Below are 15745 nucleotides of genomic sequence, written 5' to 3'. Positions count from 1 at the left end.
GTATAATTCTTCTTTATATAAAAGCACAAGAAAGTTTAGACTTCTAATCTAAACTTTCTTGTGCTTTTAATGATATCTAATTTTATTGAACGTTGTACATACCTTTGCTTTCCATATACTTAAATATAGATTCACCGTGTTTTTGTTCTTCTTTTTGTATATGGTTTAGTACATCACGAACCTCTGTATCTTTAAATTCAAATATTGCTGTATCATAGGTTCCTGATACATATTTTTCAGCCATTAATAAATCTGAACATATATCTTTATCAGATATATTGCTTTGAGTTTGCTTTGCTACTTCTGGAGTTTGAGTAGAATTTTGATTTTGCTGTTGATTCATTTGAGGAACAGTACCATTTAAAAGTTGATTAATGGTATCTAAGTGAGTTCTCTCAATTTGCTCATTATTTTTGCAAAGCTGCTTTAATTGAGTATCCTGTGCTTGATTCGCATAGTTTGAATATTTCAGGATACAGATTTCCTCATGGCTCTTTAGGTCTTCTAGTAACAGTCTTTCTTTTTGGCTTAAAGTTATTTGCATAATAAAACACCTCCTGTTTTATTTTGTGCAACTTTTCTTTTTCCATACATAAAGTTTTACTAGATAGATGGCACTTCCCCCTAGTTGCTTTTTTCCTTATAATAATCTTCAGCTAAAAGTCCATACATAACAGAATTACATATCCCTTGATTGTTTCTATCAGAGTTTCTTAATGTACCTTCATATTGCAAACCACATTTAAGCATTACTTTTCCTGAGTTTGCATTATTAGAATCATGACGTGCTTCAATACGTTTAGCTCCAACTTCTTCAATAAGAAATCTGATAACTTCTTTAAAAGCTTCTGATGTCACACCTTGATGCCACCACTTTCTACCTATGCAGTACCCAATATGCATCATGTCAACATCATCATCCATGTGAACAACACTGATACTTCCTATAGGTTCATCAACATTATCTTTCAAAGCAATTACCCACTGATAAAACTTATTATCTGAATAATTCTGAATCCATTCTGATATTACATCTTTAGATACATCAACTGAACTATGAGTAGGCCAAGTTAAGTACTTTGTAACTTCATCATCACTTGCCCAGTTATCAAACATAGGCTTTGCATCTGAACTCTTAATCCTTCTTAATATCAATCTTTCTGTTTCTAATTCTACCGTTCCTAAATGTTTCATTATTATACCCCCTGTTCTGATTTATTCTGATATTTAAAATCGATACAATTATTGTACCATCTTTATCCGTTATTTAAAAATCTTCTTAACTAGGTTCAACTGTTTTTCAGTATATGATGGATACATAAGAGATGTCCCAAATCCTGATGGTTTCTTTAGTACACCTTTTCTATGTGAAAATGTAATGAAACTATCTTTTCCATGATACGCACCTATTCCAGCATTACCAACCCCACCAAAAGGAAGATAAGGATTAGCTGTATGCATAATTGTATCATTAATACAGGCATTTCCAGAGCTGATCTCGCTTAAAACCTTATTTATAGCAGCCTTATTGGTTGTGAAAAGATATAGGGCTAAAGGTTTAGGGGCATTTAATATTTGCTTTATTGCATCATTTAAATCTCCATAAGTCATAATAGGAAGAACTGGTCCAAATATTTCTTCCTGCATACTTGCTGCATCTAAGGATGATATTTCTATTAAGGTTGGTTCAATATATCTTTCTTTTTCATTGTAATTCCCACCAAATACAATACCCTCTTTATCCCTATCAATCATGTTTTTTATGCGATTAAAGTGTCTCTCATTTATGATTTTACCAAAGGAATCATTATTCTCTATATCATCTCCATAAAAACTTCTAATAGCAGTTTTCATTTCATCAATAAGCTTATTTTTTACGGTTTCGTGAACTAATACATAATCAGGAGCTATACAAGTCTGTCCTGCATTAGTTGTTTTTCCCCATATGATTCTTCTTGCTGCTTCTTTTATATTAGCACTTTCATCTACAATAACTGGGCTTTTTCCTCCAAGCTCTAAAGTAACTGGAGTAAGATTTTTGGCTGCTGCTTCCATAACAATTTTTCCTACAGGAACACTTCCAGTAAAGAATATATAATCAAATTTCCCATTTATAAGCGAAGTGTTTGTCTCTATTCCACCTTCTACACATTCTACGTACTTTTTATTAAAGGTAGTTTTTATAAGTTCTTTTACTACTCTCGAAACATTTGGGGTCATTTCAGATGGTTTTAAAACTGCTGTATTACCAGCTGATAATGCACCTATCAAAGGTTCAACAAGTAGTTGAAATGGATAGTTATAGGGTCCTATTATTAATACTGAACCATAAGGCTCACTTATTATATAACTTCTTCCTGGCATTAAATAAAAAGGCGTTTTTCTTCTTTCTGGTTTAGCCCATTTTTTGATATTTTTTATTGTTAAATCTATACTGTGATAAACAAATCCAACCTCAGTCATGTAACCTTCATTTTTATGTTTTCCAAGATCTATATTTAAAGCCTCTAGTATTTGTAGTTCATATTCTTTTATTGCCTTTTTTAATAGCCTTAACTGATTTATTCTAAAATCTAAATCTTTTGTAGCTTGAGTATGGAAATACCTCTTCTGTTCTTCCAAAATAACCTCTACATCTTTAGCACTTAATTCATTTATACTCATAATACTCTCCCTTCATACAACCCATAATAAACATCAAAAATGTTACACTTGTAACTTATTTGAGAATATAATATACTACTATTATTCTCTGGTCAATATCTTAAACTTAAGTTATACAAAATGAGAGGAATGTAACAGTTTATGAAGAAGGAAACAACAAACATAACTGCTCTAAAATCTAAATCTTGGATTACTGAATCCCTATTAGTTTTAATGAAGGAAAAAGATTTTGATAAAATCACAATTACTGAAATAATAAACAAAGCTGACTTAACACGCCAAACCTTTTATAGAAACTTTGAATCAAAAGAAAATGTACTATATGAATATGTCAGTAAATTATATAAAGACTGTTTCGATGAAATAGATAAAATGGCTGAAAAAAATATACGTAATATCTTCATAACTTATTTTGATTATTGGCATAAAACCAAGGATTTTTTGCTGCTAGTTACTAAGTGTAAACTAAACTACAATATTATGGACTTTTATTATCCTTTTATGAGCGATTATTTTGATAAATCCATCATGAACTTACATGGAAAATCTACTACTGAAATAGGATATATAAAGTATTTCCTATTTGGTGGACTTGTTCAGGTAAAAACTCATTGGATGGAAAATGGTTTTAAAGAAACTCCAGAAGAACTTGCTGATCTTGTGATTGGTTCTATAAACCCTTCCATTTATGAAATTATAAAAAACTGAATTAAATTATAAAAACAGCAGCTCCATAATTAAATGAAACTGCTGTTTTCTTATTTATTTTAACAAATTCTTAGATTTTAAAAATCCACTTATACTGTCCCATAAAGCAATCAGAACAAAGATTGCTATAAAGATGTTTATACCTTTTTCCCAGGCTATAGTGATATTAGAACTTGCAACTTCAATAGAACTAGTTAATTTGTTTATAAAGCCTTCATTAATGAGAGTAGCGTCCTTTACCATTACATACATCAATATACAAGAGGCAACATTAAATATTGTATTTACTATTGCAAGAGGGGTATTCCATCTTCCAGCAACAAATTTCCAAACGTAAACACCAAACTGAAATAATGCAACTACTAAAAACATAGGCATATAGAACTTTAAACGCTCATCATTAAACAATGATTCAGAAAGAATAAGTCTACCTTCTGAAGTAATATAAATCCCTATAAGATGGGCATTGGTGTATATTAAAGCAGTAAATATAACTGTGAATATCATCGAAAATACAGTTTCACCACGTGAAATTTTCCCTTTACCTCCTACAGGAATCTCCGGCAAATCATTTACTGACCATTTATTCTTAAACCCAGTTCCTTTTCCATAGTTTACATTTGTTGTTCCTGTTCTCTCTAGAATAACAAATACAATTGTAACCCATAACGCTCCTTGAATAGCACCTTCAATACCTGCTGAAATTACACCTGCAAAAATTCCAATTCCAGTTCCTAAGAAACCAGCATCAGGTGAAAGTGAAAATATCTTTTCTAAAAGTGAAGCACATACAACCACTGCAGCAACAATTCCCGTAACAAGTTTAAGAACATAGATATAGTTATCATAAAGTTCTGGTCCTATCAAATGCCTCTTACTATCACTATATTCACTTGCAAGCTTCTTAGGATTTCCTAACTTTTCAAGAACTTCTCTCACATCATTTTCTGTTGGATCATCTGGTAGCATATCCTCTATATTTGTGCGAAGTTCCCTGCTTACATCTTCTTTTATATCTTCCTTCAAATTCTCAGTTACGGCATAAACATAACGATCAATCAAATTCATTTTAGTCCCCCTCTTTCAACAATATCTCTAATTGACTAGAAATAATTTTCCATTCATTTTTTAAACGCTTATATACTTCTTTTCCTTCATTACTTAAAACATAAAACTTTCTTGGACGACTTTCAGTTGTATCCCATTCACTAGTTAAAAGTTTTTGTTTTTCTAGTCTTCTAAGTAGTGGATATAATGTCCCTGAATCTATTGGAGAGTTTTTTTTCTCAAGCTTCTGAACAAGAGAATAACCATACTCTGGACTATTAAGCTGACTAAGTACTGAAAGAACTAATGTCCCTCTTCTAAGTTCAACAAGTAGTGAAGCCATAAGTTCATCTATTGAATCCATGTAATCACCTCAAATTTATTATACTGTATGTCGTACACTATTGTCAATTCATTAATATTAATTTTATTTTTATATTGAGCTAAGCATAATATAAACAAAATTAATATAAAAAAAGTGCCTAAGTTCCAACTCCAACATCTCGGAACTCATGCACCTTCAACTACCAATTTTTTATTTCTGGATAGTCCTTAATAAACTTTTCATTAACTTCAGATAATCTTTCTTGATATTTGTTGTATTCTGAACTTAATCTTCTCATTGCAGGGATAAACTTATCATAATAACCACTTGTCTTACAAAACTCTTTAGTGAGCTCTGCAAGTTTATTTTCCGGTGAATTTTTAAATTCATCTGTCTTTTTATACTCAATATATTGATTTAACATATCCTTATTATTTTCCATAAACGCTTCATAGTTTATTATATTTTCTTCTTTTGCTTTTATAATTTTTGTTATATCTTTTAAACTAAGATAGCTTGTATATTCATCTAAATAATCTTTTAGATCTTTTGGAAATTCTAAACTAGGACTGTTATCTAAAAACTCTATTATTTCCTCAAAGGCTTTCTTTTGCTCTTCTGTTTCTATTGTGCCATTAAGATAATAAGAAAAGTTCATACTAAAAAATCTTCCATAATAACTTGGAAACATATCTAACAATTTTTCTAAAATAGTTGCTTTTGCTGTGATGGAGTTTATTTCTCTCTCAACATCTTCAAGTTTACTTCCATCACTTAATTTTTTTAATACCTCTTGTTTCTCCTGCTGCCTATCTAATTCTAATGATCTTCTATAAACGATATCCTTTAATAGATTTTGATTTTCTAGAACGGCTTTTATATCAGCTATATTTAATCCGAGCTTTCTGTATAGAGAAATTTTTCTAAGCTTCTCAACATCTTCACCTAAAAAATTTCTATATCCATTTTCTAAAACTTTTGGATCTACTAGTCCATGTTCAGAGTAATATTCTATAGCTTTTTTCGTTAATCCAGTTTCTTTTGATACTTCTTTTATTAACATTCTCATCACCTCTGGTTTAACTTTAACCTAACACCTAAGGGGATAGTCAAGGGTGTTTATTAAAAACATAAAATATATATTAATTTTGAATGATTCTATATCTTAGTAAATCATTTAATAAATACCTTCATTAGTTTATTATAAAGTGGATTAATCATATACCCAGTAGGACTATGTGAATATCTTTTCCCTGTATTTAATTGCTTAATCATATCCATTTCTTTACTAGTTAATTCAAAATCAAATAACTGAAAATTTTCTTTAATCCTTTTAGGATTTGAAGATTTAGGAATAATTATAACACCTCGTTGTATATGCCATTTCAAAATGACCTGAGCTATAGTTTTATTATGGTTATCTGCAATATTTTTAATAATATTATTTTCTAATAATGCTTTATTTCCTTGTCCTAATGGGGCCCAAGCCTCATGCAGAATATTATTATCAACTAGATATTTGTGTAACTCATCTTGTTGAAACTCTGGATGGGTCTCTATTTGATTAATCATTGGAGTAATCCTTGAATTTTTAATTAATCGTTCAAGATGTTGTATCTCAAAATTTGCTACGCCAATTACTTTTATTTTATTTTCCAAATATAACTCTTCCATAGCTCTCCAAGCTTCAATGTAATTTGGCGCAGCAAAATGAATAAGGTACATATCTAGGTATTCTACTTTAAGTTTTTCACAAGTCTGTTCAAAAGCCTTTTTTGTGGCGTTATAACCAAGCTCTGTATTCCATACCTTTGAAGTAATAAAAAATTCTTCACGCGCTATTTTACTTTTTTGAACAGTAGAACCTAAACCTTCTTCATTTCCATAAATTTTTGCAGTATCAAAATGCCTATATCCAACATTTATTGCCTCTTCAACTACGCTTTCGAGATGATTACCTTCTGATAATTTATATACTCCAAAACCAACTTGTGGAATTTTGACTCCATTTACTGCTTCTATTTCGTTATTAATCATAATTCTCTCTCTACTCTCCTTTTAATAAATAAATCATGAAATTTTTACCTATTTTCAGCTCCTTTATTCAGATTTGTAACACTCGAACATAGAAGCTTCAATCTGTGAAAATAGTTTTTTTAGTAGATTTAAATCGCTTGTAGTAGGATTTATATGATAGAAATTCATTGTTCCTTGTTTTACTACACTCACAATTTTTGCATCTTTTAAAACTTTCAAATGATGAGAAACAGCTGGACGTGATAATTTTACATTCTCAGTTATTTCTCCAACTCTCATTCCTGGAAATGTACCTTTCATTAAACATAAAATAATCAATTGTCTTGTTTCATCTCCAATGGCAGCTAGTGTAGCTCTGCATTTTTTAAACTCATTTTCTAATTGATCTAAATCTACTAATTTATCCATCTTTATCTCCTTTAAGTATTTAAATTTATTAGATTTTCTTATAATGGTTTAATCTTTTAATCCATAATAGCAAATACTAATTACCTTAACAACATTGAGAAAGTAAATCGAGACGAAGAACTAATGTTGACTATTTTTAGCACCTTATAATTTTCATGAACCTCTTATTTCTCATGTTGTATCATGGGCCTCTCTTATTTATTCATGGGCCTGTATTTATACTTCATGACCCTCTTTACTTTGATGTACCTTTTGATAGTTTTTCCATAGTATGAAAACAAAGTACATCTTTATTTGATGTTATGATTTTTTCATATTTAACTGGTAAATATCCATGTTTATGATATAGATTATAAGCTGGTAATGAAGAATCTAAAATAATCTTAGAATAATCTTTTTCTATTATATCTTCTAACTCTTCTAAAAGTTTAGTGCCATAACCTAAACCTTGGAACTTAGGTAATACAAATACTCTATTTATTTCATTCTTATGAACACTTCCAGTACCTACGATTGTTCCATCTATATTAAGTAATAGAACAATTTCTGTTTCAATGGCTTTTTGAATATTATTCTCAGAATGATGGTTCAGAAAAAAATTTACTACTCCACTTGGATAATAATGTGGATATACTTCTTTTATTGTAGCATGCACTATATATTTCACTATCTGAATGTCCTCTAAATTCGCTCTTTTTATATTCACTTTAATCACCCCTATTGCAAAATTAATCTTCATGATAATTTACAATTATATCATATTTATCCAATGCCACTTTATCCAGTTTTCAGAGCACCAATTTTTCATTATGAACTAAAAAACACCCCAAAATTCATTTCTGAATGATGTGGTGTTTGATGTTATTATTCATTTTTATAGTTGATTAACTATAAGAAAATGACTAATTAAATTAACTTGATTTTATACTCATGATACTATCTTTGCTTATTTTTTCAATTACTAGTAACTCAATACAAATAACTATGGTTCCAACTCCGTATCCCATTGGGGCTAAATACCACAAGTTCTCATTAATCATTGCTCCAAGAAATCCTGATACACATAGAATTCCACATATAAGTAATGTATACTTTAGTTTTTTATAACCTTTCTCCTTGGGTATAAACATAAATGATGCCAAAAATGCTAACCCCATAAACATTCCCCATGCTAAATAATCGATAGCCATTTCTATTGAAGGCCACTTACCAATTTGAAAATAGTCTGGTATATTCATTCCTGATCTTATCAGCTTCTCAGTTACTGCAAGGTTTACAAAATGAGTAACATTTGTAAGTATCATATTTCCAGTTACAAAAACTACCGATACTATTCTGTATGGTTTTGTTACTTCATTTTCACTTGATGGTAAAAATAATATTAATAGTAACATAAATATCCCAGAGATCATTGTAATAATTTCAAAAGCAGTTAACCAAATTTTTGAACTTGTCACAATCAACATGAATGTAACTAAAATAAATACTGAACATAAACTAATACCTGCATAAGCTATACTTTTTCTATTCATTTAACTTCTCATCCCCATCTCAAATAAAAAACACATCAAATGATTATATTTTATTAATTGTAATTTAGTTAATGGTAATTATACCATATTCAGCTATTATAATTAACTACTTAAAACTTAATTTCAAGATAAGTTGTACTTTTTTACACCTAATTACTAATTTTCCAACTATTGAATAGAGCTCATCAACTCAAAGAAATATTTTGAATCGTGAGTTTTATAAAGATTGTACCAAGAATCTAAGGTTTGTGGTGAAAACACCTCTAGAATTTTCAATATATGCAAAGTAAATTCAAGAGGAGCTATTCCAGAGGCGGTAATCAAACTTCCATCAGTTACTGCACATTCTTGCTTATAATATTCTTCTCCTAAATAGCCTGGACAGACCATTTTAAGATATCCTAAGTCATTGCTTGTATGAGTTCTCTTATTCAATACTCCTTTCATAGCAAGTCCAATTGTTGCACCACAAATTGCCCCTACAACAATACCTTTCTCTAAACATTCCTCAGCTATTTTTATGATGGGAATATGAATTGCTTCCGTCCATGTATTACCACCAGGTAAAATTAAAGCAACTGTCTCTTCAATATTACAATCCTTAAATTCAATTTCTGGCAATATTTCTAAACCGCCCATTGTAGTAATAGGGTTTTTGTTAATTCCTACAGTTACTATTTTTAAAGGCGTTACTCCCTTTTTATAGTATCTTCCCGAATTAATTTCAGCACTTAAATAACCCACTTCCCAGTCTGCCATTGTATCAAATACATAAAGATATACTTTGTTTTTCATTTTCTATTCCTCCACTTTCATTCTCTTAGTACTATTTATCAGAGGATGGCTTCAATCTCCATCTAAAGAAATTATATATTATCTTTACTGACAAACTTAGTCAGTGGAGATAGTAGTCTAGCAAATCTTTAAGAATTGATGCCATAGCAGCTTTAAAACTATCAGGTTCAATCACCTTTATTGCTTTACCATATGGAAGTATAATATGAGGAACATAGTTATGGATTGAGTATTCATCCATCAAAAAAATCAACCTGCATTCAGTTTGTTTTATCAGATGATATCCTAAAAACCAATGTGAACTTAGGTCATTTAATGCTTCTGTCTTGCCCTCAATCACTAAAGTGCAAAGACCTGCTTTAATTTCTATATCCGATAATAAGCTTTCTGTAAAAAACTCACGCGCAGAAAAAGCTTCAGGTCGCTTAAATGTATTTTTAGTGTTTAAAATATTCATTATTCTATCTACTCTAAAGTTACGAATTTCATTTCTAAGATGACAAAATGCAACAACGTACCATTTATTGTTCCAGTAAAGTAACCCATAGGGGTCAATAACCCTATTTTTAAGATGCCCTTCATATCCTGTATGGTATTCAATTTCCATAGAGCATTCATTAGCAACAGCTTTCTCAAGTTCCATTAATATAGGTTTTACAGCTGGATCACAAATACGACTTACTACTTCAAACCCAACTAAATGACGACTTAGAACTTTTTCTTGTTTTTGATTCGAAAACATCTTTAACTTTGATGTTGCATTATTAAGTGATTCTGTAAAAGGATATCCTGATTCCATTGCAAAAACAGCAGCATGCAAAAGTGATTTTTTCTCTTCAATATCAAAAAACAGAGGTGCTTGGATAAAATCATTAAGCAAACTATATCCGCCGTTATGACCAGGTTCCGATATTATTGGCACTCCACTAACACATAGTGCATCAATATAACGATAAACTGATCGTATGTTTATTTCTAACCTTTCAGATATTTGCTTTGCAGTTATTTTTGTACCTGAATTAAGCATCCATAAAATTGCTAGCATATTATCATTTTTAGGCATAATGTTCCCCCTAATCTGTTTAACCATTAAATTTTATTGTTTTTAAAAACTTATAACATTTCTTATTATCAAATCAACTGTGACTCATTTTCCTGTGATTATTTTAGTTGGTTTTGCATCTGCTACAAATATCATACTATCATAAAGTTCAGCAGGAGGTTGAAACATTCTGTAACTTGGAGGAAGAATACGCATAAACCAAGAATAGCTTTCTCCAAGAGTACCCATATAGGTGTATTGTGAAATTAACTGAGATAGCTCGGAATTTTCAGGAACATGTGAAAAGTCCAACCAACAAACATCAAGACCAGCCATCTTTGCTGTTTTAGCTAATGGATCATGAGAATAAAACACTTGATTAGTACGCTTTTTAGGAGAACGTGTTGGCATATTACAACGAGTTCTATAAAAATCTGTACCTATTACATAGTAACCATTGTCTGTTTCATTTGAGAGCAGCTTGCCCATTGAATTAAAGCTACCCCATTTAGCCACATGACCGTTATGACCTGAAATAAAGATACGCTGGCATCCAATTTGTTGCTCTTGTTGTAATATCCACTTAACATTGTCAGCCATAAATTTATCTCTTAATGTTCCAGCATCTGTGTTGGATTCCAATTGGAACTCACAGTATTGTAATAACATATCTGCAAAGTGTACTGCCTCTGAAGAATTTTTTTTGCCTTCAAGTTCTGATTTAACCTGAGTTATTATTTCCATTCGTGCAGGGTAGTCATACTCACTACTCCATTCTTCACCCTCCATAAGTTTTTCCATGTTCTTTGTGTCTACACTAAATTCCTTGCAAGCTTCCATTAAAAATTGAAAGCTGTGTGCATATCTTTGCATATCAAAACCGTAAAAACGCAAATCCTCACCTTCTGCAGCATTGTCATTATATTGTCGCATATACGAAATAAGTTCAGCCATCTCCTCAGTGCGATATATAGCAAAACCAATAGCTGATACTGCTTCTTGAGCTGTACCTTCACCTCCATGTATATAGCTATTTACTTTCTCACTACCACCATAGTCTCCCTCAATCGCAAATGCTCTTACGCCATAATCTTCTACCATTTTTCTGAATACATCAAGCTTAAGCTGTTGAAATTCTACATTCCCGTGTGTAGCCTCTCCTAAGGCTATTATTTTTGAATTTTCTGGTATTTTGATATTATCAACTGATTGTGCATATTTTGCAAATTCTTCTGGATTTATATTTTTTCCTGTACTAAAGCCACCGAAACGCATAAATATAAGTGCTACCAAAACAATTACTCCTAGTAGTCCAAATATTATAGACCTTATCTTAGAGCGTTTTGTTCTTTTTTTCATAACTATATTTCCTTTCATGTTTAATATTAATTTTTCTATATCCTGTTTATTGCACCTCGTGTAATAGTTCTTCAGCAGAGATTTTGAATAATTTTGCAAGTGTAATTAAATTAGATGTACTTGGATCAGATGTTCCATTCTCCCATTTAGATACCGCTTGTCTACTTACACCGATTGCCTCTGCAACAAACTCTTGGGTCATATTACATTCCTCTCGATGCTGTTTTAAAACTTGACCAAGAGATTTTTTGATGCTTGACTTTTCTTTTCTAACATCTCCTGCTTTGATATATTTAATTAATGCTTTTATAATAAATATACCTACACTGATAAAAGTTATTAATACTGCCAGCCCAATAAGAAGTATGCCACCCAAAATGGCTCCTCCTAAAAAATCAAGTTTCATACTAACCACTCCTTTCTTGGGTTTATTTTATCAATATCCTGTGGTTGCCACCATCACCCATTACGATATTTTCGGTTGCGCTTCGGTTGCACACATAAAAATAGCACTTTTTTTATATACATTTTATGGGCCTATTTACTTAATCATTAAATTTATCTGGAATGTAGAATAAGAAAAACACCGTAAATTCTTTTGAATAATACGGTATCCCATTAAACATATTTTAAAATCACAAATCTAATCTCATATAAATACAATCATCCATCGGACTGTTATTATATGATTCTATCTCATAAAACCCAAATTTCTTATATAACTTTATTGCACCTTCTAAAAAAGGAAAAGTATCTAAGAGCATAATCTTATATCCTATTTCTTTAGAATCTTCAATAATCTTCTCTACTAACTTATTTGCAATCTTTTTACCACGAAATTTAGGTTTAACATATAATCTCTTCATCTCACATTTTTCATTATCTATCTTTTTTAAAGCAATACATCCAGCTACTTCATTCTCAAATATGGCTATATACAACCTTCCTTCTGGTAATCCATATTTGCTAGATAGATGTTTAAGTTCATAATCAAAATTTTGAACTTGTAAGTATTTTTCAAAACTTGGATCATTAAATACAACCATTTCTGTATATTCTAAAAATAACTCCGCAATTTCTTTACTATTATCATAACCCAACTTAATTTCTATTGACATCCCCAAACTTCCTTTCACCTTATGTATCTTGTTCTTTTCTTAGTTTTCATGAACCTCTTTTTTTATCATGTTACATCATAGGCCTCTCTTATTTACTCATAGTCCTATACTTATACTTCATGAACCTCTTTATTTTGATATACCTTTTGATGGGCCTATTATATTTCTTTATAAACCTGATGTACCTTTGATGAACCTAATAAAATCACTTAATTTCACTTATTTTCCTTATTATTTATTAATATGGCATGTCTAAAGTGTAGTTAAAACGGATTATTTTCCATTCCTTAGAGACTTCATTATACTCTATTTCCATTATTCCACACATATCTACCTGAAATACATGTCTTTTATAAACTGGAACGTTGAGTAAATGGCATATTAAAAGTCTGATGTAACCTTCATGAGATACAAGAAAAATATCTTCACCTCTTTTTATAATTTCATCTAATAAACTTTTCTGCCTTATCATAACCTCTTCACCAGTTTCACCATCTGGAAATCTAACATCCATATTATGAGAACTGAAATCTCTCCAGAATTCAGGATATCTCTCTATTATTTCTTTTTTATCCATTGACTCTATTAGACCATTATCAATTTCATTAAGCCGTTTATCTTTTTCAATAGCTATCCCTTTATGCTCTGCTAAATATTTTGCTGTTTGGCTTGTTCTAATATATTCGCTTACTATAATTCTTTTTATTTCTAAATGCTCAAAAAAATCTATCAATCTTTTTGCCATTTTCTTTCCCTTTTCAGTCAATGGCTCATCCTGATGTTTTAAAATTTCATTGTAATATTCCCCTAACTCTTTATCCCCATGTCTTGATATAAATACCTTCACTTTATATAACCCCACCCCTATCAATATCTGTTTTTATACTTTTCTTTAGCCTTATTTGTATAAAGCTTAATAAATTCTGTTTTACTATTTGTATAATCATCACGGGTATGCTTAAATTTTTTCCATAACTCAAGCTTCAATTTCTCATATTTCTTTGCTATATCAGGATTTTCATTAAGATAATCTCTAAAATACAATTCATCATTATCTCCTAAATATCTTAAATGTAGATGGTACACTTTTTCTTGAAATCCCTTATCAGTATAACCTTTATTTAAGGAGATTCTTTTTTCTTCCTCAGACATACATAGATAACCATTATTAATAAGTATTTCTTTTAGATCTCTTATATTGCAATCTTGTGATACCTCAACAAGAATATCAATAATTGGTTTCGCCCATATTGTTTTTATAGATGTACTTCCAATATGATTAATCTTTTCAACTAGATTATTGGGTATTATACTTTGAAGAAAAGTTAATTCTTCCTCATAAAACTCCGCCCAAGAGTTTTGATGTTCTACTAAAAATATGGGGAATAGCTGCCACAATTCTTCAAGACTCATTTCTGACAATTTTTTACTCATATTTGCTACTCTGGCACATTATAAGCAAATGGTACCAACTCAGTTACAGCTACTTTTCTAAGTCCACTTTTATCACTAACAATAACCTTGCAACTTAGCATATAATCTATAAGAACTTGTCTGCAATTACCACATGGAGGTAAAATCTCATCACCATTTTCTCCTCTAAGGGCAACTATAGATTCAAATTCTCTTTCTCCATTAGTTATAGCTGCTCCTATAGCTATTAGCTCTGCACAGGCCCCATGCATTGAATAGATATTTACTCCTGTGTATATATTCCCATTTTTACATCTAACAGCTGCACCTACTGTATGATTAAACTTTATATTATCATAATTCTTTTTTATTGCCTCTGAGGCTCTTTTAATAAGTTCTAAATCTTTTTCTTCTAAATTTCCCACTTTCTTTTCCTCCTTAGTCAAAATATTTCTAGCTAAATAATCGTTTATAAAATCATTCTAATAAGGCAATCCTAAAAAGCAAAATCTTATGACATCAACAAGCCCATGTCCAATCATTGCTGAACTTATATCTCTTTTTCTTTGTAAAAAAGCAAATGGCAATCCAAACAAAATTGTTAAGATAATCATTGCCATGATTCCTGAAATTACACCTTGATTAACAAACTGCTCGGGTGTATGAATCATCACATGAGGAATTGTCATCATAAAATAACAAGTAAACCATTGAAACCTTGTGTTGATTTCACCTTTAAGCATATATAGGCATAATGAATATATAAATGCCCTTAAAGCAATTTCTTCATATACACCTGGACTTAATGCTACTAAGAAATACGAAAGCTTAATATTAAAATTAAGAGTTTTACCACTAATAAAAAGATTAATACCTCCCAATACAACACCGACTATAATTCCAATCACAATAGTTATCAATATAGATTTTATATCATTAGCCTTTAGCAGTTTTAAAGAGTTTTTTTCATATAAGTTAAATATACTGAACAAAGCTAAAGATGTTAAAAAAGTAATCAAAAACCCTTTAATGGATGAAAATGATATACCTTGATAAGCTACAAACATTAAAAATCCAAATACTAATGAAATTAATACTTGATTTTTCCTAGGGAATTTATTTTTAATTAAAATTATGATAGATAGTATAAGTACACAAAAATCTAATATTAACCACATCATTGATGTATATCCAATATTTGTTTTTAAACCGAAATTAACTAAAAATAGTGCAACAAACCCTATGAATAATGACCAAATTTTTATTAATCCAATATTTCTTTTCATAAATACTCTCC

Annotated in this window: 20 protein-coding genes; 1 reads left to right on the top strand and 19 read right to left on the bottom strand. The window is 30.3% G+C overall.

Annotated features, from left to right (window positions below; all coding sequences use genetic code 11):
* Nucleotides 1-82 precede the first annotated feature (82 nt).
* The 3 genes from P8F83_RS03315 to P8F83_RS03305 all read right to left on the bottom strand — a co-directional run bounded on the left by P8F83_RS03315 (nt 83) and on the right by P8F83_RS03305 (nt 2664).
* Nucleotides 83-544: a spore coat protein gene (locus P8F83_RS03315; RefSeq protein WP_073017179.1), complete on the bottom strand. Its 462-nt coding sequence runs from the start codon at nt 542-544 to the stop codon at nt 83-85.
* 80 nt (nt 545-624) lie between these two features.
* The gene (locus P8F83_RS03310) at nt 625-1194 is read right to left on the bottom strand and encodes a GNAT family N-acetyltransferase (protein ID WP_326513450.1); all 570 of its coding nucleotides are present in this window, start codon (nt 1192-1194) and stop codon (nt 625-627) included.
* 69 nt (nt 1195-1263) lie between these two features.
* Nucleotides 1264-2664 (bottom strand): aldehyde dehydrogenase, encoded by a 1401-nt coding sequence (locus P8F83_RS03305; RefSeq protein ID WP_326513449.1) that lies wholly within the window; start codon nt 2662-2664, stop codon nt 1264-1266.
* Nucleotides 2665-2805: 141 nt separating this feature from the next.
* On the opposite strand from P8F83_RS03305, the gene P8F83_RS03300 reads away from it, so the two are divergent.
* Nucleotides 2806-3372 (top strand): TetR/AcrR family transcriptional regulator, encoded by a 567-nt coding sequence (locus P8F83_RS03300; RefSeq protein WP_326513448.1) that lies wholly within the window; start codon nt 2806-2808, stop codon nt 3370-3372.
* A gap of 54 nt (nt 3373-3426) precedes the next feature.
* On the opposite strand, the gene P8F83_RS03295 is transcribed toward P8F83_RS03300, so the two are convergent.
* The 16 genes from P8F83_RS03295 to P8F83_RS03220 all read right to left on the bottom strand — a co-directional run bounded on the left by P8F83_RS03295 (nt 3427) and on the right by P8F83_RS03220 (nt 15734).
* Nucleotides 3427-4440 (bottom strand): hypothetical protein, encoded by a 1014-nt coding sequence (locus P8F83_RS03295; protein WP_326513447.1) that lies wholly within the window; start codon nt 4438-4440, stop codon nt 3427-3429.
* A 1-nt stretch (nt 4441) separates the two neighbouring features.
* Nucleotides 4442-4783, bottom strand: coding sequence for a PadR family transcriptional regulator (locus tag P8F83_RS03290; protein ID WP_326513446.1), 342 nt, complete (start codon nt 4781-4783; stop codon nt 4442-4444).
* A gap of 160 nt (nt 4784-4943) precedes the next feature.
* Entirely contained in the window at nt 4944-5807 is an 864-nt protein-coding gene (locus P8F83_RS03285) for a MerR family transcriptional regulator (protein ID WP_326513445.1), read from the bottom strand.
* A gap of 110 nt (nt 5808-5917) precedes the next feature.
* Nucleotides 5918-6781, bottom strand: coding sequence for an aldo/keto reductase (locus P8F83_RS03280; protein ID WP_326513444.1), 864 nt, complete (start codon nt 6779-6781; stop codon nt 5918-5920).
* A gap of 63 nt (nt 6782-6844) precedes the next feature.
* Entirely contained in the window at nt 6845-7189 is a 345-nt protein-coding gene (locus P8F83_RS03275; RefSeq protein ID WP_315107958.1) for an ArsR/SmtB family transcription factor, read from the bottom strand.
* A 235-nt stretch (nt 7190-7424) separates the two neighbouring features.
* Nucleotides 7425-7928, bottom strand: coding sequence for a GNAT family N-acetyltransferase (locus P8F83_RS03270; RefSeq protein WP_326513443.1), 504 nt, complete (start codon nt 7926-7928; stop codon nt 7425-7427).
* 172 nt (nt 7929-8100) lie between these two features.
* Entirely contained in the window at nt 8101-8721 is a 621-nt protein-coding gene (locus tag P8F83_RS03265) for a hypothetical protein (protein WP_326513442.1), read from the bottom strand.
* A 168-nt stretch (nt 8722-8889) separates the two neighbouring features.
* Nucleotides 8890-9516, bottom strand: coding sequence for a type 1 glutamine amidotransferase family protein (locus P8F83_RS03260; RefSeq protein ID WP_326513441.1), 627 nt, complete (start codon nt 9514-9516; stop codon nt 8890-8892).
* A gap of 100 nt (nt 9517-9616) precedes the next feature.
* Nucleotides 9617-10579 carry a helix-turn-helix transcriptional regulator gene (locus P8F83_RS03255; protein WP_326513440.1) on the bottom strand — a complete coding sequence of 321 codons (963 nt, stop codon included), beginning with the start codon at nt 10577-10579 and terminating at the stop codon, nt 9617-9619.
* Between the two features lie 84 nt (nt 10580-10663).
* Nucleotides 10664-11917 carry an erythromycin esterase family protein gene (locus tag P8F83_RS03250; RefSeq protein WP_326513439.1) on the bottom strand — a complete coding sequence of 418 codons (1254 nt, stop codon included), beginning with the start codon at nt 11915-11917 and terminating at the stop codon, nt 10664-10666.
* Between the two features lie 46 nt (nt 11918-11963).
* Nucleotides 11964-12323 (bottom strand): helix-turn-helix domain-containing protein, encoded by a 360-nt coding sequence (locus P8F83_RS03245; RefSeq protein ID WP_326513438.1) that lies wholly within the window; start codon nt 12321-12323, stop codon nt 11964-11966.
* 229 nt (nt 12324-12552) lie between these two features.
* Nucleotides 12553-13035: a GNAT family N-acetyltransferase gene (locus P8F83_RS03240; protein WP_326513437.1), complete on the bottom strand. Its 483-nt coding sequence runs from the start codon at nt 13033-13035 to the stop codon at nt 12553-12555.
* Nucleotides 13036-13273: 238 nt separating this feature from the next.
* Entirely contained in the window at nt 13274-13882 is a 609-nt protein-coding gene (locus tag P8F83_RS03235) for a histidine phosphatase family protein (protein WP_326513436.1), read from the bottom strand.
* A 20-nt stretch (nt 13883-13902) separates the two neighbouring features.
* On the bottom strand, nt 13903-14469 hold the full coding sequence (locus P8F83_RS03230; RefSeq protein WP_326513435.1) for a GrpB family protein: 567 nt from the start codon (nt 14467-14469) through the stop codon (nt 13903-13905).
* Between the two features lie 5 nt (nt 14470-14474).
* Nucleotides 14475-14873 carry a cytidine/deoxycytidylate deaminase family protein gene (locus P8F83_RS03225; protein ID WP_326513434.1) on the bottom strand — a complete coding sequence of 133 codons (399 nt, stop codon included), beginning with the start codon at nt 14871-14873 and terminating at the stop codon, nt 14475-14477.
* Between the two features lie 57 nt (nt 14874-14930).
* A complete protein-coding gene (locus tag P8F83_RS03220; RefSeq protein WP_326513433.1) occupies nt 14931-15734 on the bottom strand; it encodes a hypothetical protein in 804 nt (267 codons plus the stop codon).
* Between the last annotated feature and the right edge of the window lie 11 nt (nt 15735-15745).

Source organism: Clostridium intestinale (assembly GCF_035905475.1).
GTDB lineage: Bacteria > Bacillota > Clostridia > Clostridiales > Clostridiaceae > Clostridium_T > Clostridium_T intestinale.
This window is presented reverse-complemented; position numbering and strand designations above follow the sequence as displayed.